Origin of the sequence: Mesorhizobium sp. ES1-3, assembly GCF_020164795.1 — a bacterium.
GTDB lineage: Bacteria > Pseudomonadota > Alphaproteobacteria > Rhizobiales > Rhizobiaceae > Mesorhizobium.
Map to the genome: position 1 here is coordinate 84,302 of NZ_JAIUGW010000012.1, position 23,013 is coordinate 107,314.

Below are 23,013 nucleotides of genomic sequence, written 5' to 3' on the forward strand. Positions count from 1 at the left end.
CCCGCCGCTTGCTATTTCAGCTCCAGCAGCCGTTCCAGATAGCTGCGCTCGATATCGGGGCTTAGCGCATTGCCGAGCCGCTTGCGGATCGCTTCCAGGATCTGGCGGGCGCGCTGCACGTCGATCTCGTCGGGCACTTTGACCGAATCGCCGAAATCGGGACCCCGGCTGGCGCGCGGCCGGCCGAGCGGATCACGGTCGGCGCCCTGCTGACGACCGCCTTCCTGGCTGCCGCCCTGGTCGCCCTGCATGGCCTGCATCTGCTTCATCATGTCCTTGGCGCCCTTGCGCAGCGCCTCGAGCGCCCGGCCCTGGTGGCCGACAGCCTCGTCGCCCTGACCCTCGCCAAGCGCCTTCTCGGCGCTGCCCATGGACTTGCCGGCCTCGCCAAATCCTTCATTGGGCTCCATGCCCATGCCTTCGAGGCCCTTCTTCAGCTGTTCGAGATCGCTCTTCAGCTGGCCCTGGCCTTCCTGCAACTGCTTCAGCGCATCGGCGAATTCCTGCGGCGTCATCGGTTTCGGCCTGGCGAGCGGATCGCGGTCCTGCCCAACGCCCGGCTTGTCCTGGTTCTCGCCACCGCCCTGGCCAAGCTGCTCGTCGCGGTTCTCGCCACGCTGGCGCTCGCCGCGCTGCATCTGGTCCATGCGGAAAGTGTCGTTCATCATCTCCTGCTGGCGCCGCAGGATCTCGCCGAGCTTGTCCATCTGCTGGCGCATCTGGCTGTCCTGCTCACCGCCCTGCTGCTGGCGGCCGGCCTGGAGATTGTTCATCATGTCCTGCAGCTGCGACAGCAATTGCTGCGCCTTGTCGCGATCGCCCGACTTCGCCAGATTCTCGATCTGGTCCATCATGCGGTCGATGTCGCTCTGGCGCAGTTCCTGGCCGTTCTGCTTCATTTGCGGGGCGTTCGGGTTCTGCTTGGCGCGTTCGGCGAACTCCTGCAGGAACTGGTTCATCGCCTCGCGCAATTCCTTCATCGCCTTCTCGATCTCGGCGTCGCTGGCGCCGTTCTTGATGGCGTCCTGCAACGCCTGCTGCGCCTGGCGCAGCCGCTTTTCGGCGGCAGAAAGGTTGCCCTCCTCGATGCCGAGCGCGATTTCCCAGAGATAGGCGACCTCGCCGCGCAGCTGATCGTCGTTCCCGGCCAGTTTCAGCCGGCTCATCGCGCTCATGATGGCGAGGTAGTGGGACATGTTGCCGAACGTGTCTTCGGGCCGCAGCGTGATGGCCTCCATCAGGTCGAGCACGCGCGGCTTGGCTTTGGCGTCGAGCGCGAGCAGGCGGCGCTGTTCGATCACGGCGCGCGCCAGCGGGTTGGTGAACGGCCGCTCTGGCATTACCAGTGTCTTGGTTTCGCTGGACGCGGTGTGTCCGGCGTCGTCGGTGGCGACCAGCGTCAGCTTGATGCTGCTGCCGGCCCAGACATGCTCGGTCTGATCCTTCGTGGTGCGGGCGGCATTCGACTTGCCGCCGCGGCGTGGCAGCGTCAGGGGCATGTCAGGTGGGCCGTAGAGCGGATGCGCACCCGGCGCCTGCGGATCGGCCAGCGCGAAGACCGCCTTGGCGGTCGCGGCGCCGTAGTCGTCATCGATCTGGTAGTTGAGCTCAAAGGCGCCGTTGGCGGCGCGCTTGGGCTCACCGACGAAGCGGATCTGCGGCGGCTTGTCCGGCAACACGGCGAAGGCCCAGCGGCCGAGTTGGTCGTCGCCGGACTTCAGCGTCAGCGTGCCGTCGCCGGTCAGCTTGCCGATGAACTGGCGTATCTTCGAAGACGAGGCGGGGGACGGCACCGCCGGGCTTGCTGCCGGCTTGGCGGCGGCTTGCGGGTCGATGGCGCGTGCGTTGCCATCCTTGTCGGCATAGGCAAGCGTTTCCTCGCCCGAGCCTCCGGTGACACGCAAGGAGACATCGCTGCCTTCCGGAATGGTGAAGGTCGGCGTCGCCTGGTTGGCATCGGCGGTCAGGAAGATCGGCGGCTTGCCGGTATAGGCCGGCGGCGTCACCCACGCGTCGATGCGTGGCGGCACGGCGTCGAGCGTGCCATGTGCGCTGAACCCATCGCTCAGCCTGCCGCCGGTCGGCCCGAAGGAGAAGGCAAAGGCGTTGACGAGCAGGAGCGCCGCCACGGCGCGCAGTCCCCAGGGGTCGCGTTCCGGCACGCGCGTGCGCGGCAGGTCGGCGCCGAGACTGTCGAGCCTTCCAGCCATGCGTTTCTGGTGCTCGCGCCAGAGCGCCTGCGAGAAACTGCTTTCGTGGCCGCTGGGTCGGTCGCTCTGCACCTGCACGGGGCTGTGCAGCAGTCTGTTGGCGGCCTCGATTCGGCGATCGACCTCGGCGGCGCCTGGCATGCGGAAAAAGCGCAGCGGATAAAGCGCGGCCAGCCCTGCCAGGCCGAACACGGCGACAAGGCCGATGCGCACCACATCCGGTAGCCGGGGAAAAATGCCGAACCAGGAGGCGCTGAGGAACAGGCTGGCAACAACAATGAGCGGGAGCAGCAGCGGCCAGCCGCGCTCGACCATCATCGAGACCCGCGTCGCCATCCGGCTCAACGCCAGGCGTCCGGCCAGGCCGCGATCGGTGCTGAAGATGGGTCGTTGCGTCATCGGCCCTTCCGAGAGCCTGTTCCGTCCTGAAAGGACCGGAATGGGGCTCTATCTCTTTGAGCATGATCTGTTCCGAAAACCGGATTCCACTTTCGGGATCATGCTGCGAGGCGGGGCAGGATAGCCCAAGCCTCACGACTCGAAGAATACCAGCAAACACGGCAAAGGCGAGGCAGTTTGAGAAAACGTGAAACCGGCCGAAATGGTTGCAATCAGAAATTGGCGGGGTTTGCGTTGGCGCCACAGACCAGCACTGCGACCCGTTCGCCCGGCGCCGGCGCGTAGCGGCCGGACAGGATCGCGGCGAAGGCGGCGGCACCACCTGGTTCCGAAATGATGCGCACGCGGTTCCAGAGCGCCTTCTGGGCGGCGATGATGTCGTCGTCGCTGACCAGGATGGAGCGTTCGACGAAGGCTTCGGCGATCGGGAACATCATTTCGCCGACGCGCTTTGGCGCCAGCGAATCGGCAGCGATGCCTTCGGCCGGAGCGTCGACCGGATGGCCGGCCTCGAACGCGCGGTGAAGCGTCGGCGCGCCCTCGGGCTCGACGGCGACGATGCGGATGCGGCCGGCATACCAGGCGGCGATACCGCCGATCAGGCCGCCACCGCCGACGGCGACCAGCAGCGTGTCGATCTCAGGCAGATCGCTTTCGATTTCGAGCCCGAGCGTGCCCTGGCCGACAAGCGTTTCCTCCTGGTTGAAGGCGTGAATCTGCAAGGCGCCGGTTTGCTCGGCGAAACGTTCGCTGGCCGCCAGCGCCTCGGCATAGCGGGCGCCACCGATGACGAGGTCGGCACCGTAGCCGCGAATGCGGTCCAGCTTGGCCTGTGGGCTCACTTCGGGAACGAAGATGGTCGCCTTGTGGCCAAGCCGCATGGCGGCATAGGCGACCGCCGCGCCATGGTTGCCGCCCGATGCGGCGACGACGCCAGCCTCGGGAACCGACCGCTCCATAAGGTTGGTGAAGGCGCCGCGCGCCTTGAATGAGCCGGAATGCTGCAGGCATTCGAGCTTGAGGTCGATCGCCAATGGCGGCCGGTCGAAGTCGGCCATGTCGACGCGCAGTACCGGCGTGTGCCTGATATAGGGGCGGATGCGCGGTTCCATCGCGGCAATGCGTTCGCGAGTGACGGTATTGCCCTGCGACATGATTTCCTCCCCGTACAGAGTTTCCGGTCTATGCAAGCCAGTCCGGCACGGAATCCAGGCCGATCAGCTCTTCATAGGTCAGCCGCGGACGCACGACATGGAAACGGTCGCCGTCGACCAGCACCTCCGGGACCAGCAGACGGGTGTTGTAGGTGCCGGCCTGGACCGCGCCATAGGCGCCGGCGGTGGAAACGGCGACGAGATCGCCCGCCTTCAGCCTGGGCAGGTCGCGATCGAGGCCGAGATAGTCACCGGTCTCGCAGACCTGGCCGACCACGTCGACCATCATGCGCGGCGTATCGGCCGGCGGCTGCACGACCGGCCTGATTTCGTGGAAGGCGTCGTAGAGCGTCGGCCGGATCAGGTCGTTCATGGCGGCGTCGACGACGAGGAAGTTCTTGGCGTCGCCTTCCTTCACGAAAATTACTTCCGACACCAGGATGCCGGCATTGCCAACGATCAGTCGGCCCGGCTCGAACATCACCTTCAGGCCCAACTTGGTCACATGCTTGCGGACGATCTGGGCATAGGCGTCGGGCAACGGGGGCGGGTTGTTGTCGACGCGGTAGGGAATGCCGAGGCCGCCGCCGAGGTCGATATGCTCGATGGCGTGGCCGTCGGCGCGCAGCGCGCCGACCAGCTCGACAAGCAGGGCGAAGGCGTCGTCGAAGGGCTGCAAATCGGTGATCTGGCTGCCGATATGGGTATCGATGCCGGTGATCCTGATGCCCGGAAGCGTAGCCGCGCGGGCATAGACCTGGCGCGCCCGCTGCCACGGAATGCCGAACTTGTTCTCGGCCTTGCCGGTTGAGATCTTCTTGTGGGTCCTGGCGTCGACATCGGGATTGATGCGCAGCGAGACCGGCGCCACCTTGCCGAGAGCCGAGGCGCGTGCCGACAGAAGTTCGAGTTCCGGCTCGGATTCGACGTTGAAACAAAGGATGCCGGCCTCCAGCGCAAAGTCCATTTCACGCGCCGTCTTGCCGACACCGGAGAACAGGATCTTGCTCGGTGGGACGCCGGCGGCCAGCGCCCGGCGCAGTTCGCCTTCCGAGACCACGTCGGCTCCGGCGCCGAGCCTGGCCAGGGTACGCAGCACGGCCTGGTTGGAATTGGCCTTCATGGCGTAGCAGACCAGCGTGTCGAGCCCGGCAAAGGCCTTGATGAAGACACGATAGTGCCTGGTCAGAGTCGCCGTCGAATAGCAGTAGAACGGCGTGCCGACCTGCGCGGCGATATCAGGGATCGCCACGTCCTCGGCATGCAGCACGCCGTCGCGGTAGTCGAAATGGTTCACGAGAGTGGTTCCGGAAGTTGGGGCACGATGCGATCGGGTTTGGAAGGACCAATCCCGCCTTCATCGGGGCTAGATCAGCGGGTCGAGGATGAACTTCTTGTCCACGACCGGTTTTTCCGGTTCCGGCGGCACGGGCTGGTGGGCTTTTTCGGCATCCTTGCGCGCCTGGACGGCCGCCTCGTAGGGCGTGTCGAGACCGGCCTTGCGGCCGCAGGCGGTCACGGAGGCAAGCGCCGCAAGCAGCGTCAGCGTCACCAAAATCCTGCTTCCGGTCATTGATCCATCCGTCCGAAACGTTTGCCAGCCGCCGCTTTTAGCCGAGTTCTCAGCGTATTGCACCCCGCATATTGCTGATCGCAAAATCGGGGATCACGCCTTGGCGATGCGCTTTTTCCAGGCGCGTATCTGCTTCCGCACTTCCGATGGCGCGGTGCCGCCGAAGCTGGTGCGGCTCTTGACCGAGTTTTGCACCGCCAGCACCGAGAATATGTCGGGTGTGATGCCGGGGTTGATCGATTGCAGATCCTCCAGCGAAAGCTTCTCCAGGCTGACCTTCTTGTCTTCGGCCAGCGCCACCGCGCGGCCGGTGACATGATGCGCCTCGCGGAACGGCAGACCCAAGCTACGCACCAGCCAGTCGGCGAGGTCGGTGGCGGTGGCGTGGCCAGAGCCGGCGGCCTTCTTCATCGCGGCGGCATTGACCGTCATGTCCGAGACCATGCCGGTCATCGCCACCAGCATCAGGTCGAGCGTCTCGGCGGCGTCGAACACCGATTCCTTGTCTTCCTGCATGTCCTTGCCATAGGTCAAAGGCATGCCCTTCATCACCGTCAGCAACCCGATCAGATGGCCGTTGACGCGGCCGGTCTTGCCACGCACCAGTTCGGCAGCGTCGGGGTTCTTCTTTTGCGGCATGATCGAAGAGCCGGTGGAAAAGCTGTCCGACAGCCTGATGAAGCCGAATTGCGGCGTCGACCAGATGATGATCTCCTCCGCCAGCCGCGACATATGTGTGGCGCAGATCGCAGCCATGGCGAGGAACTCCAGCGCGAAATCGCGGTCGGAGACGCTGTCTAGCGAATTGCGCATCGGCTCGCGGAAACCGAGCGCCCTGGCGGTCTGGTGGCGGTCGATCGGGAAGCTGGTGCCGGCAAGGGCGGCGGCGCCGAGCGGGCTCTCGTCCATCCGTTCGATGGCGTCGCGCACGCGCGACAGGTCGCGCGCGAACATTTCGACATAGGCCATGCAATGATGGCCGAAGGTCACCGGCTGCGCCGCCTGCATATGGGTGAAGCCCGGCATGACGGTCGCCGCATGTTCCTCGGCTCGCGCCAGGAGGGCCATGATCAGGCCTTTCAACGCCTCGGCGACACGGAAGCATTCGTCCTTGACCCAGAGCCTCAGATCGACCGCCACCTGGTCGTTGCGCGAACGCGCGGTGTGCAGCCGGCCGGCCGCCGACCCGATCAGATCGGCGAGGCGGGCCTCGACATTCATGTGGATGTCTTCCAGCTTCGTCGAAAACTCGAAGCTGCCGGTTTCGATCTCTTTCAGGATCGTGTTCAGCCCGTGAGCGATTTTTTCTTGATCGGACGCCGAAATAATGCCCGTTTGCGCCAGCATCTCGCTATGGGCGATCGAGCCTCTTATGTCCTGCGCGTAGAGTTTGCGGTCGAACGAGATCGACGCGTTGATCGCTTCCATGATCGCGGCCGGACCCGAGGCAAATCGTCCGCCCCACATCTGGTTGCTGGTCTTTTTGTCGCTCATGGCTATAACCCGTGCTTCGGAGCAGTTTTGATAACATGGCAGACGGAAACAGATTTTTCCCGACCCCGCGCCTGATCCTCGCCGCCCTGGTGGCGGGAGCGCTGGCCGGCGCGGTCGCGGTATATGTCAGCGAGAGCCGGTCTGGCAACAACGCCGCGCCCCAAAACGCCGCGCCCCAAGTAGCCGCAAGCAGCAGCAAGGACGACGTCGCCTGCGCCGCCAAGAGCGATCGCGCCAAGAAGGTCGCGGCCGCGGCCACCGGCGAGGTCGCGGCACTTTTGCCGGCCGATCCGCCGCAGTCGATGAGGAGCCTCGCCTTCAACGGTCCGGACGGCAAGCCGATGACGATCGCCGACCATGCCGGCAAGACGGTGCTGCTCAATCTCTGGGCTACGTGGTGCGCGCCATGCCGTGCCGAAATGCCGGCGCTCGATGCGCTGCAAAAGGAGAAAGGCAGCGACGCCTTTCAGGTCGTCGCCGTCAACGTCGATGCCGGCGACGATGTGAAGCCGAAGAAGTTTCTCGCCGATACCGGTGTGCACACGCTCGGCTACTACCGGGATTCGACGATGACGCTGTTCAACGACCTCAAGGCGCGCGGTCTGGCGCTCGGCCTGCCCGTCACCATGCTGATCGACGGCGACGGCTGCCTGATCGCCCATATGAACGGTCCGGCCGAATGGTCCGGGCCCGACGCCAAGCGGCTGGTCGAGACGGCGCTCGGGTCGTGAGCTAGACCGAGCGCCCGCTCGGCTCGAGCAGGACGAGGCTGCCATCATGGCGGTCGGTGCGCATCGCAGTGCGCTTGCCGTGGCCGGTCAGGTCTCATCTCACCAGCACTTCGTCGTCCCTTTAGCCGGATAACCATAACGGTCTTTACGTCCGCGAGAGCCGCCCTAGCTACCTAAGGCGCCGGTGTAACGCTTTCATGCTGGCGCAACCGCCGAGGGGGAGGAAAGACCAGCTGTCCACAGGCCCGGGAGGCCACAACAGAACTGTCACATACCTTCTCTAAGAGAGCGGGCAAGGACTTGCGCAAGACCCTTGTCAACAGTCATTCAAGAGGGAAGAAACCATGATGATCATCAAGCGGGGCCTCGCTGCCCTTGCCGCAGGCGCGCTCAGCACCGCGCTCGCGGTTCCTGCCTTTGCGGAGCCGGTAAAATTCGACTTCTGGTTCGGCCTGTCGGGCGACCTCGCCCGCGTCGTCGATACGCTGTGCAAGAACTTCAACGCTTCGCAGTCCGATTATGAAGTCGTCTGCACCAGCCAGGGCAACTACGACGCCACGCTGCAGAACACCATCGCCGCCTTCCGCGCCGGCAAACAGCCCGCCGTCGTGCAGGTGTATGACGTCGGCACCGCCACGATGATGCTGTCGGGCGCCTACAAGCCCGCCGACAAGCTGATGGAAGAAAACGGCTACAAGATCGACTACGCCGACTACTTCCCCGGCATCGCCCGCTACTACGCGACCTCGAAGGGCGAGATGCTGTCCTTCCCGTTCAATTCCTCGACCGCGCTGATGTACTGGAACAAGGACGCCTTCGCCAAGATCGGCAAGACCGAGGCGCCCAAGACCTGGGAAGACGTCGGCGCCGACCTTCAGGCAATGAAGGACGCCGGCTATGAATGCCCGATGGCGATCAACATCTCGGCCAATGAAAGCTGGCAGTTGATGGAGCAGTTCTCGGCCATCCACAACCAGCCGATCGCCACCAAGAACAACGGCTATGACGGCCTCGATGCGCGTCTCGAGGTCAACAAGACCAAGTTCGTCCAGTACGTCACCGACCTCAAGAAGTGGTATGACGCCGGCCTGATCAAGATCAAGTCCAAGGACCTCGGCCAGGACATGGTCCAGGCCTTCGCCTCGGGCACCTGCCAGGTGATCATGACCTCGGTCGGCGATCACGGCACTGTCGGCAAGACGCAGAAGGAAGGCATGAAGTGGGATGTCGCCGAACTGCCGGTCTATGCCGGTACCGAGCGCAAGAATTCGCTGGTCGGCGGCGCTTCGCTGTGGGTGCTCTCCGGCAAGTCGGACGCCGAGTACAAGGGCGCGGCCGCGTTCCTCAACTTCATCCACGATCCCAAGACCGCCTTGTTCTGGTCGACCAACACCGGCTACATTCCGGTGACGAAGTCGGGCTTCGACTACATGAAGGCCCAGGGCTTCTACGACAAGGCGCCTTACAAGGGCCGCGAAGTCGCGATCGCCAGCCTGACCGCGTCCGAGCCCACCGAAATCACCCGCGGTATCCGCCTGGGTAATTTCACCCAGATCCGCGCCGAGTTCGGCACGCAGATGCAGGCGATCTTCGCCAACAAGGTCAGCGTGCAGGAAGGCCTCGACACGCTGGTCAAGAACGGCAACGCCATCCTCGACCGCTTCCAGCAGACCTATCCGGGCAAGACCCTGCCCTGATTTCAAAGATTGCCGAGGCCGCCCGCCGAGATTCGACGGGCGGCCGTTTCGTATATAATCTTATCTTGCTTTGGGCTGGCCGTTCCGCGGCCACGGCGGACCGATGGAAAAACGCGTCACTTTCGGCAGTTGGACGATCGGCATCCTTTTCGCGGTGCCGCAGCTCCTCCTGATCTTCACGTTCTTCTACTGGCCTGCCGGCCAGGCCGTATACTGGTCACTGACGCTGCAGCAGCCCTGGGGCGGCGGCAACATCTGGGTTGGGCTCGACAATTTCCGCTCGATCCTGGCCAACGCCGATTACTGGAACTCGATTACCGCCAGCCTTGTCTTTGCCGGCATCAGCACAGGGCTTGCGATGTTCGTCGCGCTCGTGCTCGCCGCGCTCACCGACCGCCAGCTTGCCGGCTCGCGTCTCTATCGCGTGGTGCTGATCTGGCCCTACGGCATCGCCGCACCGGCCCTGGCGATGGCGTTCCGCTTCATCCTGGCGCCGGAAGCCGGCTTCATGGCCGTGGTCAACCAGGTCTGGCCCGGCTTCTGGGATCCCGGCCTCGACGGCACCGATGCCATGGCTTCGATCATCATCGCCTTCTCGTGGAAATATGTCGGCTACAACTTCATCTTCTTCCTCGCCGCGTTCCAGGCCATCCCGCGCTCACTCATCGAAGCCGCCGCGATGGACGGCTCCGGGGTCATGAGGCGTTTCTGGGACATCCAGTTCCCGCTGATCACGCCGACGATCTTCTTCCTGCTGGTCATCAACATCACGGAAAGCTTCCAGGATTCGTTCGGCATCGTCGACATCATGACGGCGGGCGGCCCGGCGAATGCCACCAATCTGATGGTCTACAAGATCTATTCCGATGGCTTCAAAGGCCTCGATTATTCGGGCGCCGCCGCGCAGAGCATCATCCTGATGCTGCTCATCGTCGTGCTGACCATTTTCCAGTTCCGCTTCATCGAGCGGCGCGTGCACTACAGGTGAGACTGATATGGTCGAGCGCACCCCGTTTCTCAACTTCTTCACCCATCTGATCCTGTTTGTCGGCTTTGTACTTTGCATCGCGCCGTTCGTGGTTGTGGCCGTGGCCGCGTCGCACAATCTCAGGGATGTCAACGACGTGCCGATGTCGCTGCTGCCGGGCAACGATTTCTGGACAAACATCAAGACGGCGTGGACGACAGCCGACCTTGGCCCCAAGCTGCTCAACAGCTTCATCATGGCTGCCGGGGTCGCGGCCGGCAAAGTAATCATCTCGGCGCTGACCGCCTTCTCGATCGTCTATTTCCGCTATCCCGGCCGCACCTTCATCTTCTGGCTGATCTTCGTCACGCTGATGCTGCCGCTGGAAGTGCGCATCGTGCCGACCTACGCGGTCGTCGCCAATGTGCTGTCGCCCTACCAGACCATCCTCGACCTCACCGGGCTGAGCTGGCTGATCGGGAAGGTCTCGGGCGTCGAGGTTTCGCTCAGCCTCGGGCTGCTCAATTCCTATACCGGGCTGATCCTGCCCCTGATCGCCACCGCCACCGGCACCTTCCTCTACCGGCAGTTCTTCCTGACCGTGCCGGACGAGCTGACCGAGGCGGCGCGCATGGACGGCGCCGGCGCACTGCGTTTCTTCATCGACATCCTGCTGCCCTTGTCGCGCAACAACATGGCCGCGCTCGGCACCATCATGTTCCTGTGGGCATGGAACCAGTATCTGTGGCCGCTGCTCATCACCACCGACCAGTCGCACGCGACGGCGGTCACCGAACTCAAGCAGCTCATCCCCAATGTCGGCGGCATTCCGGAATGGAACATCGCCATGGCCGGAACGCTTATCGTCATGCTGCCGCCGCTGATCGTCGTGGTGCTCATGCAGCGCTGGTTCGTGCGCGGCCTGATCGCCACCGAGAAGTAACAAGGAGACAAAAGATGGCCTCCATCGCAATACGCGGCGTCAAGAAGAACTATGCCAAGACGCAGGTCGTGCATGGCGTCGATCTCGACTTCGCCTCTGGCGAATTCGTCGTCATCCTCGGGCCGTCCGGCTGCGGCAAGTCCACGCTGCTCAGGATGATCGCCGGGCTGGAGGAGATTTCCGAGGGCACGGTCGCCATCGACGGCACGGTAGTCAACAAGCTCGAGCCGCGCGAACGCGGCTGCGCCATGGTGTTCCAGAACTACGCGCTTTATCCGCATATGAGCGTGGCCCAGAACATCGGCTATTCGCTCAAGGTCGCCGGTGTTCCCTCGGCCGAGCGCACGCAGCGCATCCAGGCGGTGGCCCGCACGCTGGAGCTCGAGCATCTGCTCGATCGCAAGCCGATGGCGCTTTCCGGCGGCCAGAGGCAGCGCGTCGCCATGGGCCGCGCGATGATCCGCGAGCCAAAGGTCTTCCTGTTCGACGAGCCGCTGTCCAATCTCGACGCCAAGCTGCGCGTGCAGATGCGCTCGGAAATCCGCAAGCTGCATCGCCGGCTGAACGCCACCTCCGTCTTCGTCACCCACGACCAGGTCGAGGCGATGACGCTGGCCGACCGGCTGGTGGTGATGAATGGCGGACGGGTCGAACAGGTCGGCACGCCAGGTGAAATCTACACCCGCCCGGCCAGCCGCTTCGTCGCCACTTTCGTCGGCGCGCCGGCCATGAACATCCTTGAAGGCACGGTCGAACTCGACGGGCTGTCGCTGCTCGGCGGCAGCCGCCGCCTGGCCATGGCCCGCGCCGGCCTGCCGGTCGGCACGAAGGTCGCGATGGGCATCCGGCCGGAAGCGGTGCGGCTAGTGGCACCGGGAACAGCCGGTGCGCTCGATGCCACTGTCGACCTCGTCGAGGAACTTGGCGCGGGGCGGGTCATCTATGTCGACCTCGACGGCGCGCCGTTCTCGGTGATGACCTCGGAGGCCGTTCACCCCGAGCCCGGCAGCACCGTCGGCCTGAAGATCTCGCCGGACGACATGCACTTCTTCTCGTCGGAGACAGGCACCCGTCTCGATGTCTTCAAGGCTTCCGTGCCCGAACCGGCGCTTTGATTTCCGATACGCGCGTGGGTTCTGCGCCTTCAGCCGTCGAGCTCAAGAGAAGACGTGCGCCTTGCCCGACACGGTCAGCCGCACGATCTCGCCGACCGCCGGCGCGTCCATGCCGGATTTGCGCAGGATCAGCGGCGTGCCGCCGATCGCGGCGGCGTCCGGCGGATCGGGGCTGTTCAGGAGCCGCACCGCGATCGTGCATGTCGAGCCGGCGAATTCGGACTCCGTCACCTCGCCGAACAACATATCGGGCGTGCCCGACATTCCCTCGCGCGAGGTGCGTTTGAGCCCGATCTGCTCCGGCCGCAGCATGATGCGGGCGACATCGCGGCTGTCCGGCGCGTCGACGGCGATGCGGCCGAGCGGCGAACTGGCGAAGCCGCCCGAAATGCTCGCCGGCAGGATGATGGCATCGCCGAGGAACTCGGCGATCATCCTGTCCTTCGGCTTGAGATAAAGCTCGCGCGGCGTACCGACCTGGGAAAATTTCCCGTCGCGCATCACCGCCACCTGGCTGGCGAAGGACAGCGCCTCGGCCTGATCGTGAGTCACCAGTATGGTGGTGATGCCGGCCGCCTCCAGAAGCTCGGCCACCGCCTTGCGCATCGAGGCGCGCAGGCCGGTGTCAAGCGCCGAGAACGGCTCGTCGAGCAGCATCAGCCGCGGCTTCATCGCCATGGCGCGGGCCAGTGCCACGCGCTGCTGCTGGCCGCCGGAGAGTTCGTGCGGGCGGCGTTTGAGGATCGCCTTGTCGAGTCCCACGATGTAGGCAAGCTCGACGATGCGCTCGGTGCGCTTGTCGTCGTCCCGTGCCATGCCGAAGCCGATGTTGTCCGAAATGGTCAGATGCGGGAACAGGGCGCCGTCCTGCGCCACCACGCCGATACCGCGGCGATACGCCGGCACAGCGGTGCCGCCATTGGCCAGCACCTGCCCGTCGAGCACGATGCGGCCCTGATCGGGCGCCTCGAAGCCGGCGATCAGCCGCAGCAAGGTCGTCTTGCCGCAGCCGGAAGGTCCCACGATCGCGGTGCGGCTGCCGCTGGCGACGTTCAGGTCGACGCCGGCAAGTGCGGCGACCGGGCCGTAACGCTTGTGCAGATTGCCGAGTTCGAGAAAGCTCATCGTCCGGCCATCCGTTTCGATTGGACGTAGAGCAGCCAGGTCAGGGGCAGCGACATCGCCACCATGATGAAGGCGTAAGGGGCCGCCGAGGCGTAGTCGATCTCGCCGCTGTAGGACCAGAACGCCATGGCCAGCGTGCGGGTGCCGTTCGGCGCCAGCATCTGGGTGGCGGTCAATTCGTTCATGATGCCGAGCGCCACCAGCGCCATGCCGGCGGCGGCACCCGGCGCCGACAGGCGGATTGTCGTCGACCACAGCGCGTTGAGCGGCCGCCGGCCGAGGCTGGACGCGGCGCGTTCGAGCTCGACCGGGGCCTGCGCGATCGACGCGCGCAGGCTGACCAGGGCACGCGGCAGGAACATCAGGGAGTACGCGACCAGGATGGTGAACAGGGTTTGGTAGAGTGGCAGCGCGATGCGCACGGTGATGGTGACCAGCGCCAGCGCAATGACGACACCCGGCAGCGAGCCGACAATGTAGTTGCATCCCTCCAGAAGGCGCTGCAGCGGTCCGGGCGCGCGGATCGAGATCCAGGCCATCGGCATCGCCGCGACGGTGGCAAGCAACGCGCCGGCAAGCGACAGGAACAGCGTCTGGCCGAGTGCCAGGCCGATTTCGTCGAAGCGCCAGACATCGGCGCCGCCGGCGAGGAGCCAGCGCCCGATGGTCACGAACGGAACGCCAAGCGCCAGCAATGTGGTGACGACGAGCAGCAGCAGACTGGGGAGGGTGACGCGGCCGAGGTTCATGCGTTGCTGGTATCGCGCAGCACCCGAGCCGACACGGGCATAACGCTCCTCGCCGCGCACCAGCACTTCGAGGCCGAGCAGCACGAAGCAGCAGGTCACCAGCACGCCGGCCAGCATGTTGGCGGCCGGGCCGTTGAAGGTCGACTGGAACTGGTCGACGATCGCGGTGGTGAAGGTGTCGAAGCGGATGAAGACGTAGAGGCCATATTCGGCCAGCAGATGCAGTCCGACCAGCAGCGAGCCGCCGCATATTGCGAGCCTGAGCTGCGGCAACACGACACGCCAGAACACGCGCCAGGGTCCGAGGCCGAGTGCCGCCGCGGCATCCTCCAGGGCAGGATCGAGGCGACGCAGCGCCGCCGACACCGGCAGATAGAGGAAGGGGAAATAGGCAATGACGGAGACCAGCACACCGGCCCACAGGCCGTGCAGCCCCGGCACCATGGTGATCCATGCATAGGAGTGTACGAAAGCGGGGATGGCGAGCGGCGCCACGCAGAGCCAGGACCAGAACCGGGCACCGGGCAGGTCGCTGCGTTCGGTCAGCCAGGCCAGCGTCACCGACAAGGTGATGGCGATCGGCACGGCCAGCAGCACCAGCAGGCCGGTGTTGACCAGCAGTTCGCCGACACGTGGCCGGAAGACCAGTGCCGAAACGGTCTCCCAGCCGGTCTGCACCGCGATCCAGATGATGAAAGCGAGCGGCACCAACGCCAGCAGGGAGACTGATATGGCGGCGGCGACAAGCCAGGGCGCCGCCCGCCGCTGCGTCCTTCGGCGCATCTTGGGCGGCAGGCCCGAGCGTGCGAGATCGACCGCGGACTGCATCAGCTCACACGCCGCGCCAATGCCGCCCGGCGGCGGCAATCAGGGGACCACGGTCGCGGTCGGATAAGCAGCGTGTCGTCATGGACGAATGCATCTCGGAACAAAACGCTGCCGCGGAAGGTGAATTCCCGCAGGAGCACGGTTTGACGTCCTTATTAGGAAGAACGATGACTAAAGCAAGCCGGCTGCGGTCATCAGGTCGGTGACCTTCTTGGAGTTCAGCGTCGTGGGGTCGACTTTCGGCGCCTGCAGATCGACCAGCGGCACCAGCTTCGGATTGGACTGCGCGCCCTTGCCGACCGCATATTCGAAGGAGGTTCCGTTCTTCAACACGTCCTGGCCACCCTTGCCGGTCACCCATTTCAGGAAGGCCTGCGCTTCCTTGGGATGCTTGCTCGAGGCCAGCACGCCGCCCCCGGAGACCGATACGAAAGCGCCCGGATCCTGGTTCTTGAAATAGTGCAGCGCGACGTTCCTGGAGTTTTCGCCGGTCTTGGCCTGATCGCCGAAATAGTAATAGTGGTAGATCACGCCGCCTTCGATCTCGCCGGCATTGACCGCCTTCATCACGGTGCTGTTGCCCTTGTAGGCGGTGAAGTTCTCCTTCATCGCCTTCAGCCAGTCGGCTGTGGCGGCCTCGCCCTTGAGCTGCAGCAGCGCGCTGACGATGGCCTGGAAATCTGCGCCCGAGGGAGAGGCGGCCCAGCGGCCCTTCCAGCTCGGGTCGGCGAGATCGAGCATCGACTTGGGCAACTGATCGGCCTTGAGCTTGGTCGTGTTGTAGGCAAAAACGGTGCTGCGCGCGGCGACGCCCACCCATCTGCCGCTGGATGCCTGATAGTCCCGCGGGACCTGAGCCAGCGTGTCGGCGTCGACCGGCGCGAACAGGCCGGCCATTTCGACCAGCACCATGGCCGGCGAATTTTCCGTCAGAAACACGTCGGCGGGCGAGGCGGCGCCTTCGGCGACGATCTGGTTGGAGAAGTCGCTGTCGCCGCCATTGCGCAAGGTGACCTTGATGCCGGTTTCCTTGGTGAACCCTTTGGCCCAATCCTTGGCCAGGCTTTCATGCTGAGCGTTATAGACGATGATGCCGGCATCTTCGGCCGTCGCCGGACCGGCGGCCAGGCTGATTGCAAGCGCCGCTACGCTGGCCAGGGCAAGAAGGGGGGATTTCATAAGCTACTCCTCGGGTTGTCCGCGGTGCGGGTGCGTCCGAGTATCAATTCATGAATGGGTTAGTCAAGATTGAAAGGCAATCGACGTTATCACGGTTTCGCGTGTCGGACGCCGATGGCATCACCCGACATGCGGTGCTGGTGGCTTCTCCTGCGGGATGCAACCATCGACCATCGGATGAATGGTCCAGCGCTGGTCCAGCCCCTGCTGTGTTCGTTTGGTGTCCGGATCGAACGCTTCGTTCAGCATGGCGCACCAGGTTCTGCGCAGGTTTTCGCAGCGTGTCCTGAACGCGGCGCTGCCAAGTCCGTCACGCATATCCTGCGCGGTGAGGTCGGTGGTCTCGCCCGGCGGTTTGGGCGGGGCTGTGCCCGTGTCGGGAAAGTCCGGGGTCCACTGAAGATAGTGTTTTGCGTCGACACCGGCGGCCGCATCGAATTTGACCACCGCCATCAGCGGATGAAACTCGTGCCAGCCTTTGTGATAGCCGTCATAGACATGTTCGCCGAGGACGGCGACATGATCGCCCATCCTGATGGGGCCGAGCGCCTTGTCGCCGACATTGGCGTCCTCGACGTTGCCGGGGTTCCAGTTGAACAGCCCTTGCAGGACCGGCTTGACCCCACCGAAGTAGGACGCCGCGCCGCCGATGGCGCCGCCAATGGCCGCTCCGAGCAATCCTCCCAGAAACGAGCCGATGGCGCAGCCCAGCGCACCCAGGAAGAACGACCCTATGGCGCAGCCGACAGCCGCTCCGACACTGGCGCCGGCGGCCGCCGCGGCCGCCGTGACGACCAGGGCCGCCGTCAACAGGATGACGATGGCCGGCGCCCATTGGCGCATCTTGATCCAGAAGTCGCCCTCGGCCTCGCAGTGCAAGCCCCAGCGGGCATGATCGTCGGCGGGTGCGTAGCCCAGATCCGCCTTCAGGTCATCGCGCGGCAACAGCAATTCATGACCCTGAAAGCCGTCGTTGAGAATGTCGTTCGCCGGATGGGCCGTGATGCTGGCGGCGAATTCCGCGACGACGGTGCCGTCGGCATTGTAGCGATTGGCGGCGGCCAAAGCCGCCTCGTTGGTTTCGGCGTTGAGGATTTCGGTCGTCGGATGCGGCATCAGTATGACGTCGAAATACTGGTCGTTGTCGAAGGCGCCGAGATCGCTGCGGAACGGATTGTAGGAGACGATGCCGACGGCGCATTTCGGGTTGTCCTTGTCGAGGCAGACCAGGCGATGGTCGAGCCATTCCCCGGCGGCCTTGTCGATCGTCGCGGTGGCGGACGTCAGGAACGCGATTGCCGCGGCAAGTGCCGCGCCGACCGGCCCCAGCAGCAAGCCGAAGGCGGCTGCCAGCCCGGTGATGACGATGATTTGCAGCGCCTGGCCGGCGAGGAAAGCCAACCGGTCGTCCTCGTTGTAGGGCCTCCCACCAGCCGGATAGAGAAAGCATCTCGTATAGTGCTTGTAAGCCATCGGAACGCCTCAGCCTTTCGTGGCGGTGAGCGTCACGCCGCCGGTCATGGTGCGCGATCCTCTTTCGCCGATCGCGAAGACATGGACGTTGAAGGCCTTTGAGCCGCGGAAGCCTGCGTCCCTCGGTTCGATCTCGACGGTGATCTCGGTTATCTGGCGCGGCTGCAGTGAAAGCGTTCTTGGAACGATCCTGACCGACCAGTCGTCCGGAACGGGAAACCGGCCATAGGCCTGTTCCTCGAGCGCCTTGGCCCAGCGCGCCTTGCTCTCGGCGAGCCGCGGCTGCGGGGTGTCCGTGCGCTCGTCTCGACCTTGGCCGCGCGGGGCACATGGCTGCAGCTTCGCCAGGCCGTAGCAGTCCGCCTCGATCTGGAAACGCCGGACGACCGAGGCCTCGTTGCGGACGCTGAAGACGAACTTCGCCGGGGAGCGCGTCTCGGCAATATTGACGTTCTTCTGGCCAAGGTTGTTGCCGGGGTTGGCGTCATCACCCCAGGAAAGCTGTGCCTGCAGGCAGTAATGGCCACCGGTGGCGGGCGTGGTCCAGTTGAACTCGGCATAGGCAGGGCAATCGATCGTGCCCTTGGCCCCGAGATTGACGGCGGCGTTGGCGATCGGACGGGAAACGGTCTGTGCGCCGAAGGACAGGTAGGACAGCGCCACTCCAACGCCGACGGCGGGCGCATCATAGGATCCGTTCCAGACACGCACGCGAACGCGATAGGTACGAGAGGGCTGGAGCGCACCGATGACTGGTGCGGCGCCGTCGAAAATGTCGATGTCGGGATTGTCCCAGGTGACCGCGAGACCCTGCGCCATCAGATAGTACTGGGCATAGAGAAGAGGATCGGCGCGCTTGTAGATGTCGGGCGGCAGCTGGATATAGCAATCGTTCTGCGCCGGGCTCGGCAGCCGCTGGCGCTTGGCCAGCCGGCACACCAGCATGCGAATCGTCGCAAACAGCATCTTTAGCCCGACGGCAAGACGCTTCCAGAATTCGGCGGCGAACAACAGCAGTGCCGCGGTTCTAACGTGGTTGACCAGAGATCCTGCCATGTCGTGTTTCCCACGCTGAGAGGACGCAACGGTAGTGATTTCCTGGCGGACGTGTCCCCGCCGGTTCTCCCGGCTATTTCTTCAGTGATTCCTGTCTTCTGTGGAAGTAGATGGCAGCGACAAGGACTATGGCCGCAATGACAAGGCCGCTCTCGAAAGTTCCCGAGCCATTGTCGGGAGAAAATCCAAAAATGCGTTCAATGAAATCCATTTCGGCCTCCCTCCGATCCTTGACGCTACAGAAGGGTTTACCTTACGTCAATCAAAGCTTGGCCCGCGCTGTTTCCAACGCCCCGGACCGGGGACCAGGGAAGCCGTCAGGGAATTTCGCGGGCCATCCCGCAAACTTTCGTGATTTGCCCGTAGTTTGGCTTGGACATTATTTCGCCGGCCACGTAACAAATCAGTGCCGAGGCGCGAAGATCGGGGAGTGAACTCTTGTGAGCGGCAAGGACGAGGCCGAGCTTTCCCGGCTGATGCGGGCCGCGATCGCGGGAGATGAAAAGGCCTATGCCGACTTTCTCCACCGGATTGCCGCGCTGATCCGCGGCTTTGCGAGGCGCAAGATCGTGCAGGGCGGGGTCGACCCCGAGGATGTCGTGCAGGAAACCTTGCTGGCCATTCATGTGAAACGACACACCTGGCGCCAGGACGCGCCGGTGCTGCCCTGGATCTATGCGATTGCCCGTTTCAAGCTGATCGACGCGTTCCGGCGGCGCGGGCGGCGCATTGAAATCGATGTCGACGACATCGCCGAGACTTTTGCCGAGCCGGAAACCGAGACGGTCAGCGAGCGCGACATCAACCGGGCGCTCGACGGGCTGCCGCCGGCACAGCGTTCCGTGGTTTCGGCCGTGTCCGTTGAGGGCCGCTCGATCGGCGAGACGGCGGCGAAGTTCGGCATCAGCGAGACGGCGGTGCGTGTGTCGCTGCACCGGGGACTCACCGCCATAGCCAAGCGATTCGGACAGGGGCGGTTCGGGCGGGAATGACATGAAGACCGATGATCTCATCAAGGCGCTCGACGCCGATACCCGCAGCAAAGTCATGCCATTGCGCTCCGCCTGGTGGCTGGCGGCTGGCGCGGCCGTCGTCGTCGCGGCCGCTGTTTTCATGATGACGATCGGGCCGCGCCCCGACTTCATGGCGGCCGCGCACACGATGCGCTTCCTGTCCAAGTTTGTTTTCACCATCGTGCTCGCCATCAGCGCCTTCGCCCTGATCCGAGCCCTGTCGACGCCGGGTGCGGCGACAGGCCGGGCAATGGCGGCAATGATCGCCGCGCCGCTGCTGGTCGCGGTGGCGGTGGTGCTGGAGCTCTTCGCGGTGCCGCAGGCGCTGTGGGGCACGCGCATGATCGGCTCTAACATGATGATCTGCATGAGCTTCATCCCGCTGATCGGCATCGGCCCGTTGGCCATCTTCCTGTGGATGCTGCGCTATGGCGCGCCGACGCGGCCGGTACTTGCCGGCGCGGTCGCGGGGTTGCTTGCCGGCGGGCTGGCGGCGACCTTCTATGCCGCGCACTGCTTCGACGATTCTCCGCTTTTCGTTGCCACCTGGTACACGATCGCCATCGCGGCTCTCGCTTTGCTTGGCGCGCTCGGGGGGCGGTTTTTCGTGCGCTGGTAGCAGGATACCCGCGCCCGGTGAATACCGATCCTTAATCATGCCGGCAGTTTGCCGGTTTCCCATGTCGCCGGTGCCTGCAGCGCCAGCTTGCCCATGCCGCCGCCCATGATGCGCTGACCGGGCTTGCCAATCGCTCGAGCTTCATCCGCGCCATGGAGGGATTGGTCGATCAGGCGCGCAAGGACTGCACGACGGCTGGAGACCGCCACCAGTTCATGTTCATCGACCTTGCTGGTCAACGACACGGGCGGTCACGCTACGGGAGACGCCCTGCTGAAGCGGGTCGCGGAGGCGTTGCGCGGCGTGCTTGATCCTGAAGACATCGTTGCGCGCCTGGGTGGCGACGAATTCGTTGTTATCCTGAAGTCCGGTTCGGCCGCTGGCGCGAGGATCGCGGCCCGCTCCATCATCGATGCGATAGCTGGCCTCGGCTTCACCTGGGATAGCCGGCCCCACGCAATCGGCGCCAGCATCGGGCTGACGGCGATCTGCGCCAATTGCGGCGAAGTCGACGAGATCATCGCAAGGGCCGACGCCGCCTGCTATGCGGCCAAGGCGGCCGGCCGCGGATGCGTTTGCGTGGCGCTGGACGGCAAGATCGACAAGTCAGAATCGCCCAGGCAGCTCGCCGCGGCCTCGTGAGCGGACGCGTCAGCGCGTCGGAACGGGGTGCTCGCCGCGATAGTCGTAGAAGCCGCGTCCGGTCTTGCGCCCGAGCCAGCCAGCCTCGACATATTTGACCAGCAGCGGGCAGGGGCGGTACTTCGAATCCGACAGTCCGTCATGCAGCACCTGCATGATCGACAGGCAGGTGTCGAGGCCGATGAAATCGGCAAGCTGTAGCGGTCCCATCGGATGGTTGGCGCCGAGCCGCATGGCGGTGTCGATGGCATCGACCGAGCCGACGCCTTCATAGAGGGTGTAGATCGCCTCGTTGATCATCGGCAGAAGGATGCGGTTGACGATGAAGGCCGGGAAATCCTCCGAGACCGTGATCGTCTTGTCGAGCTGCTTCACATAGGTCTTCGCCGCCTCGAAGGTCTGGTCCTCGGTGGCGATGCCGCGCACCAGTTCGACCAGCTTCATCAGCGGTACAGGGTTCATGAAATGTATGCCGATGAACCGCTCCGGCCGGTCGGTCTGCGCGGCTAGCCGCGTGATCGAGATCGACGAGGTGTTGGTCGCCAGGATCGCTTCGGGGTTGAGCTGCGGGCACAGCTGCGCATAGATCTTGCGCTTGACGGTTTCGTCCTCGGTCGCCGCCTCGATCACCAGATCGGCGCCGGCAAGATCGGCCATCGCCGGTGCCGACGCGATGCGTGCCATGGCCTGGTTACGGAGTTTCTCGTCGAGCTTGCCGGATCCCACCTGACGGGCCATGTTGCCGCTGATGGTGGCGATGCCCTTCTCGATACGGTCGGGCGAAATATCGTAGATCAGCACCTTGTAGCCCGAAAGCGCGGAGACGTGGGCAATGCCGCCGCCCATCTGGCCCGCACCAATGATGCCGATCGTCTCGATCTTGCTCATTACCCAATCCCGTCCGGAGCGTTTTTCGCCAGAATCGCGAACCGCCCCATCTCCTTGTTTTCCAGCAGTTCCCGGCGCAAAAACCCCTGCGCACTGCCGCTGGAATTGCTCTCAGCCTTGTGGGCTGCTTATTGTGCGATGCAAACTAAAAGGGCGGGGTGACTTCGTCTACCCCACCCCTAGCAATTTAATACGGTTGCGCGGAAGCGTCAAAGTGCCTTCTGCAACTCCGGCAGGATGACGAAGAGGTCGCCTACCAGGCCGTAGTCGGCAACCTGGAAGATCGGTGCCTCCTCGTCCTTGTTGATGGCGACGATGACCTTGCTGTCCTTCATGCCGGCAAGGTGCTGGATGGCGCCGGAGATGCCGACCGCGATGTAGAGATCGGGGGCGACGACCTTGCCGGTCTGGCCGACCTGCCAGTCGTTCGGCGCATAGCCGGCGTCCACTGCAGCGCGGGAGGCGCCGACGGCGGCACCGAGCTTGTCGGCGACCGGCAGGATGACCTCCTGGAATTTTTCCGAGGAACCGAGCGCGCGACCGCCCGAGATGATGATCTTGGCCGAGGTCAGCTCCGGACGGTCGGTCTCCGACAGCTTGTTCTCGACGAAGGTGGACAGGCCGGGATTGGCCGCCGCATGAACCGTCTCGACCGAAGCCGAGCCGCCCTCGGGTGCCGCCTGGAAGGAGGCGGTGCGCACGGTGATGACCTTCTTGGCGTCGCTCGACTGCACCGTCTGGATGGCGTTGCCGGCATAGATCGGACGCTTGAAGGTGTCCGGCGAGACCACTTCGATGATCTCGGAGACCTGCGCGACATCGAGGAGTGCCGCCACGCGCGGCGCGACGTTCTTGCCGGCGGATGTCGCCGGCGCGATGATCGTGTCGTAGGCGCCAGCCAGCGAGACGACCAGTGCCGCCGTCGGCTCGGCTAGGCGCTCGGCGAGTTCGTCGGCTTCGGCGAGCAGCACCTTGCCGACGCCCTTCAGTTTCGCCGCTGCGTCGGCAGCAGCCTTGGCGCCTTTGCCGGCCACCAGCACATGCACGTCCGAGCCGATCTGCAGGGCGGCCGAAAGCGCCTTGGCGGTCTGGTCGGAAAGCGTGGCGTTATCGTGTTCGGCGATGAGGAGAATTGCCATTTGTTCTGTCCCTGACTTT

22 protein-coding genes are annotated in these 23,013 nt (G+C 64.4%); 8 read left to right on the top strand and 14 right to left on the bottom strand.

Annotation, left to right across the window (positions count from 1 at the left end):
* Window positions 1–11: 11 nt before the first annotated feature.
* The 5 genes from LB536_RS17880 to argH form a co-directional block, all read right to left on the bottom strand.
* Window positions 12–2,609: a TIGR02302 family protein gene (locus LB536_RS17880; protein ID WP_224595066.1), complete on the bottom strand. Its 2,598-nt coding sequence runs from the start codon at window positions 2,607–2,609 to the stop codon at window positions 12–14.
* A gap of 212 nt (window positions 2,610–2,821) precedes the next feature.
* Entirely contained in the window at window positions 2,822–3,763 is a 942-nt protein-coding gene (locus LB536_RS17885; RefSeq protein WP_140754289.1) for a threonine/serine dehydratase, read from the bottom strand.
* 28 nt (window positions 3,764–3,791) lie between these two features.
* Entirely contained in the window at window positions 3,792–5,060 is a 1,269-nt protein-coding gene (lysA, locus tag LB536_RS17890) for a diaminopimelate decarboxylase (protein ID WP_224595068.1), read from the bottom strand.
* Between the two features lie 69 nt (window positions 5,061–5,129).
* A complete protein-coding gene (locus LB536_RS17895; RefSeq protein ID WP_015315543.1) occupies window positions 5,130–5,336 on the bottom strand; it encodes a lipoprotein in 207 nt (68 codons plus the stop codon).
* A 93-nt stretch (window positions 5,337–5,429) separates the two neighbouring features.
* Window positions 5,430–6,830 carry an argininosuccinate lyase gene (gene argH / locus LB536_RS17900; RefSeq protein WP_224595071.1) on the bottom strand — a complete coding sequence of 467 codons (1,401 nt, stop codon included), beginning with the start codon at window positions 6,828–6,830 and terminating at the stop codon, window positions 5,430–5,432.
* Window positions 6,831–6,865: 35 nt separating this feature from the next.
* Between argH and tlpA the strand changes: the two genes are divergently transcribed.
* The 5 genes from tlpA to LB536_RS17925 all read left to right on the top strand — a co-directional run bounded on the left by tlpA (window position 6,866) and on the right by LB536_RS17925 (window position 12,283).
* Window positions 6,866–7,561 (top strand): thiol:disulfide interchange protein TlpA, encoded by a 696-nt coding sequence (gene tlpA, locus LB536_RS17905; protein WP_224595074.1) that lies wholly within the window; start codon window positions 6,866–6,868, stop codon window positions 7,559–7,561.
* 344 nt (window positions 7,562–7,905) lie between these two features.
* Window positions 7,906–9,258, top strand: a complete 1,353-nt coding sequence (locus LB536_RS17910; RefSeq protein ID WP_224595076.1) for an extracellular solute-binding protein — start codon at window positions 7,906–7,908, stop codon at window positions 9,256–9,258.
* A 103-nt stretch (window positions 9,259–9,361) separates the two neighbouring features.
* Window positions 9,362–10,246 carry a carbohydrate ABC transporter permease gene (locus tag LB536_RS17915; RefSeq protein WP_140754279.1) on the top strand — a complete coding sequence of 295 codons (885 nt, stop codon included), beginning with the start codon at window positions 9,362–9,364 and terminating at the stop codon, window positions 10,244–10,246.
* Window positions 10,247–10,253: 7 nt separating this feature from the next.
* Window positions 10,254–11,168: an ABC transporter permease subunit gene (locus LB536_RS17920; protein ID WP_140754277.1), complete on the top strand. Its 915-nt coding sequence runs from the start codon at window positions 10,254–10,256 to the stop codon at window positions 11,166–11,168.
* Window positions 11,169–11,182: 14 nt separating this feature from the next.
* Window positions 11,183–12,283, top strand: coding sequence for a sn-glycerol-3-phosphate import ATP-binding protein UgpC (locus LB536_RS17925; protein WP_224595078.1), 1,101 nt, complete (start codon window positions 11,183–11,185; stop codon window positions 12,281–12,283).
* Between the two features lie 42 nt (window positions 12,284–12,325).
* Here LB536_RS17925 and LB536_RS17930 read toward each other — a convergent pair whose 3' ends face one another.
* The 6 genes from LB536_RS17930 to LB536_RS17955 all read right to left on the bottom strand — a co-directional run bounded on the left by LB536_RS17930 (window position 12,326) and on the right by LB536_RS17955 (window position 18,904).
* Window positions 12,326–13,408 (bottom strand): ABC transporter ATP-binding protein, encoded by a 1,083-nt coding sequence (locus LB536_RS17930; RefSeq protein ID WP_224595080.1) that lies wholly within the window; start codon window positions 13,406–13,408, stop codon window positions 12,326–12,328.
* The gene (locus LB536_RS17935) at window positions 13,405–14,985 is read right to left on the bottom strand and encodes an ABC transporter permease (RefSeq protein WP_411966555.1); all 1,581 of its coding nucleotides are present in this window, start codon (window positions 14,983–14,985) and stop codon (window positions 13,405–13,407) included. The genes LB536_RS17930 and LB536_RS17935 overlap by 4 nt, the downstream gene beginning before the upstream one ends.
* Before the next feature lie 171 nt (window positions 14,986–15,156).
* On the bottom strand, window positions 15,157–16,164 hold the full coding sequence (locus tag LB536_RS17940; RefSeq protein WP_224595082.1) for an iron ABC transporter substrate-binding protein: 1,008 nt from the start codon (window positions 16,162–16,164) through the stop codon (window positions 15,157–15,159).
* A 120-nt stretch (window positions 16,165–16,284) separates the two neighbouring features.
* Window positions 16,285–17,637: a hypothetical protein gene (locus LB536_RS17945; RefSeq protein ID WP_224595083.1), complete on the bottom strand. Its 1,353-nt coding sequence runs from the start codon at window positions 17,635–17,637 to the stop codon at window positions 16,285–16,287.
* 9 nt (window positions 17,638–17,646) lie between these two features.
* Window positions 17,647–18,693, bottom strand: a complete 1,047-nt coding sequence (locus LB536_RS17950) for a hypothetical protein (RefSeq protein ID WP_224595084.1) — start codon at window positions 18,691–18,693, stop codon at window positions 17,647–17,649.
* Window positions 18,694–18,766: 73 nt separating this feature from the next.
* Complete coding sequence (locus LB536_RS17955) at window positions 18,767–18,904, bottom strand: hypothetical protein (protein WP_224595085.1); 138 nt, start codon at window positions 18,902–18,904, stop codon at window positions 18,767–18,769.
* A gap of 229 nt (window positions 18,905–19,133) precedes the next feature.
* Here LB536_RS17955 and LB536_RS17960 point away from each other — a divergent pair, with 229 nt between their 5' ends.
* Window positions 19,134–19,685: a sigma-70 family RNA polymerase sigma factor gene (locus tag LB536_RS17960; protein WP_140754260.1), complete on the top strand. Its 552-nt coding sequence runs from the start codon at window positions 19,134–19,136 to the stop codon at window positions 19,683–19,685.
* A gap of 1 nt (window position 19,686) precedes the next feature.
* Window positions 19,687–20,325 carry an NrsF family protein gene (locus LB536_RS17965; RefSeq protein ID WP_140754258.1) on the top strand — a complete coding sequence of 213 codons (639 nt, stop codon included), beginning with the start codon at window positions 19,687–19,689 and terminating at the stop codon, window positions 20,323–20,325.
* A 35-nt stretch (window positions 20,326–20,360) separates the two neighbouring features.
* On the opposite strand, the gene LB536_RS17970 is transcribed toward LB536_RS17965, so the two are convergent.
* Window positions 20,361–20,564: a hypothetical protein gene (locus LB536_RS17970; RefSeq protein ID WP_224595094.1), complete on the bottom strand. Its 204-nt coding sequence runs from the start codon at window positions 20,562–20,564 to the stop codon at window positions 20,361–20,363.
* Between LB536_RS17970 and LB536_RS17975 the strand changes: the two genes are divergently transcribed.
* Window positions 20,554–20,967, top strand: a complete 414-nt coding sequence (locus tag LB536_RS17975; protein ID WP_224595100.1) for a diguanylate cyclase domain-containing protein — start codon at window positions 20,554–20,556, stop codon at window positions 20,965–20,967. The genes LB536_RS17970 and LB536_RS17975 overlap by 11 nt on opposite strands.
* Before the next feature lie 9 nt (window positions 20,968–20,976).
* Here LB536_RS17975 and LB536_RS17980 read toward each other — a convergent pair whose 3' ends face one another.
* Both LB536_RS17980 and LB536_RS17985 read right to left on the bottom strand, forming a co-directional pair.
* Complete coding sequence (locus LB536_RS17980; RefSeq protein WP_013892834.1) at window positions 20,977–21,855, bottom strand: 3-hydroxybutyryl-CoA dehydrogenase; 879 nt, start codon at window positions 21,853–21,855, stop codon at window positions 20,977–20,979.
* 209 nt (window positions 21,856–22,064) lie between these two features.
* A complete protein-coding gene (locus LB536_RS17985; RefSeq protein WP_224595104.1) occupies window positions 22,065–22,994 on the bottom strand; it encodes an electron transfer flavoprotein subunit alpha/FixB family protein in 930 nt (309 codons plus the stop codon).
* Window positions 22,995–23,013: the final 19 nt, after the last annotated feature.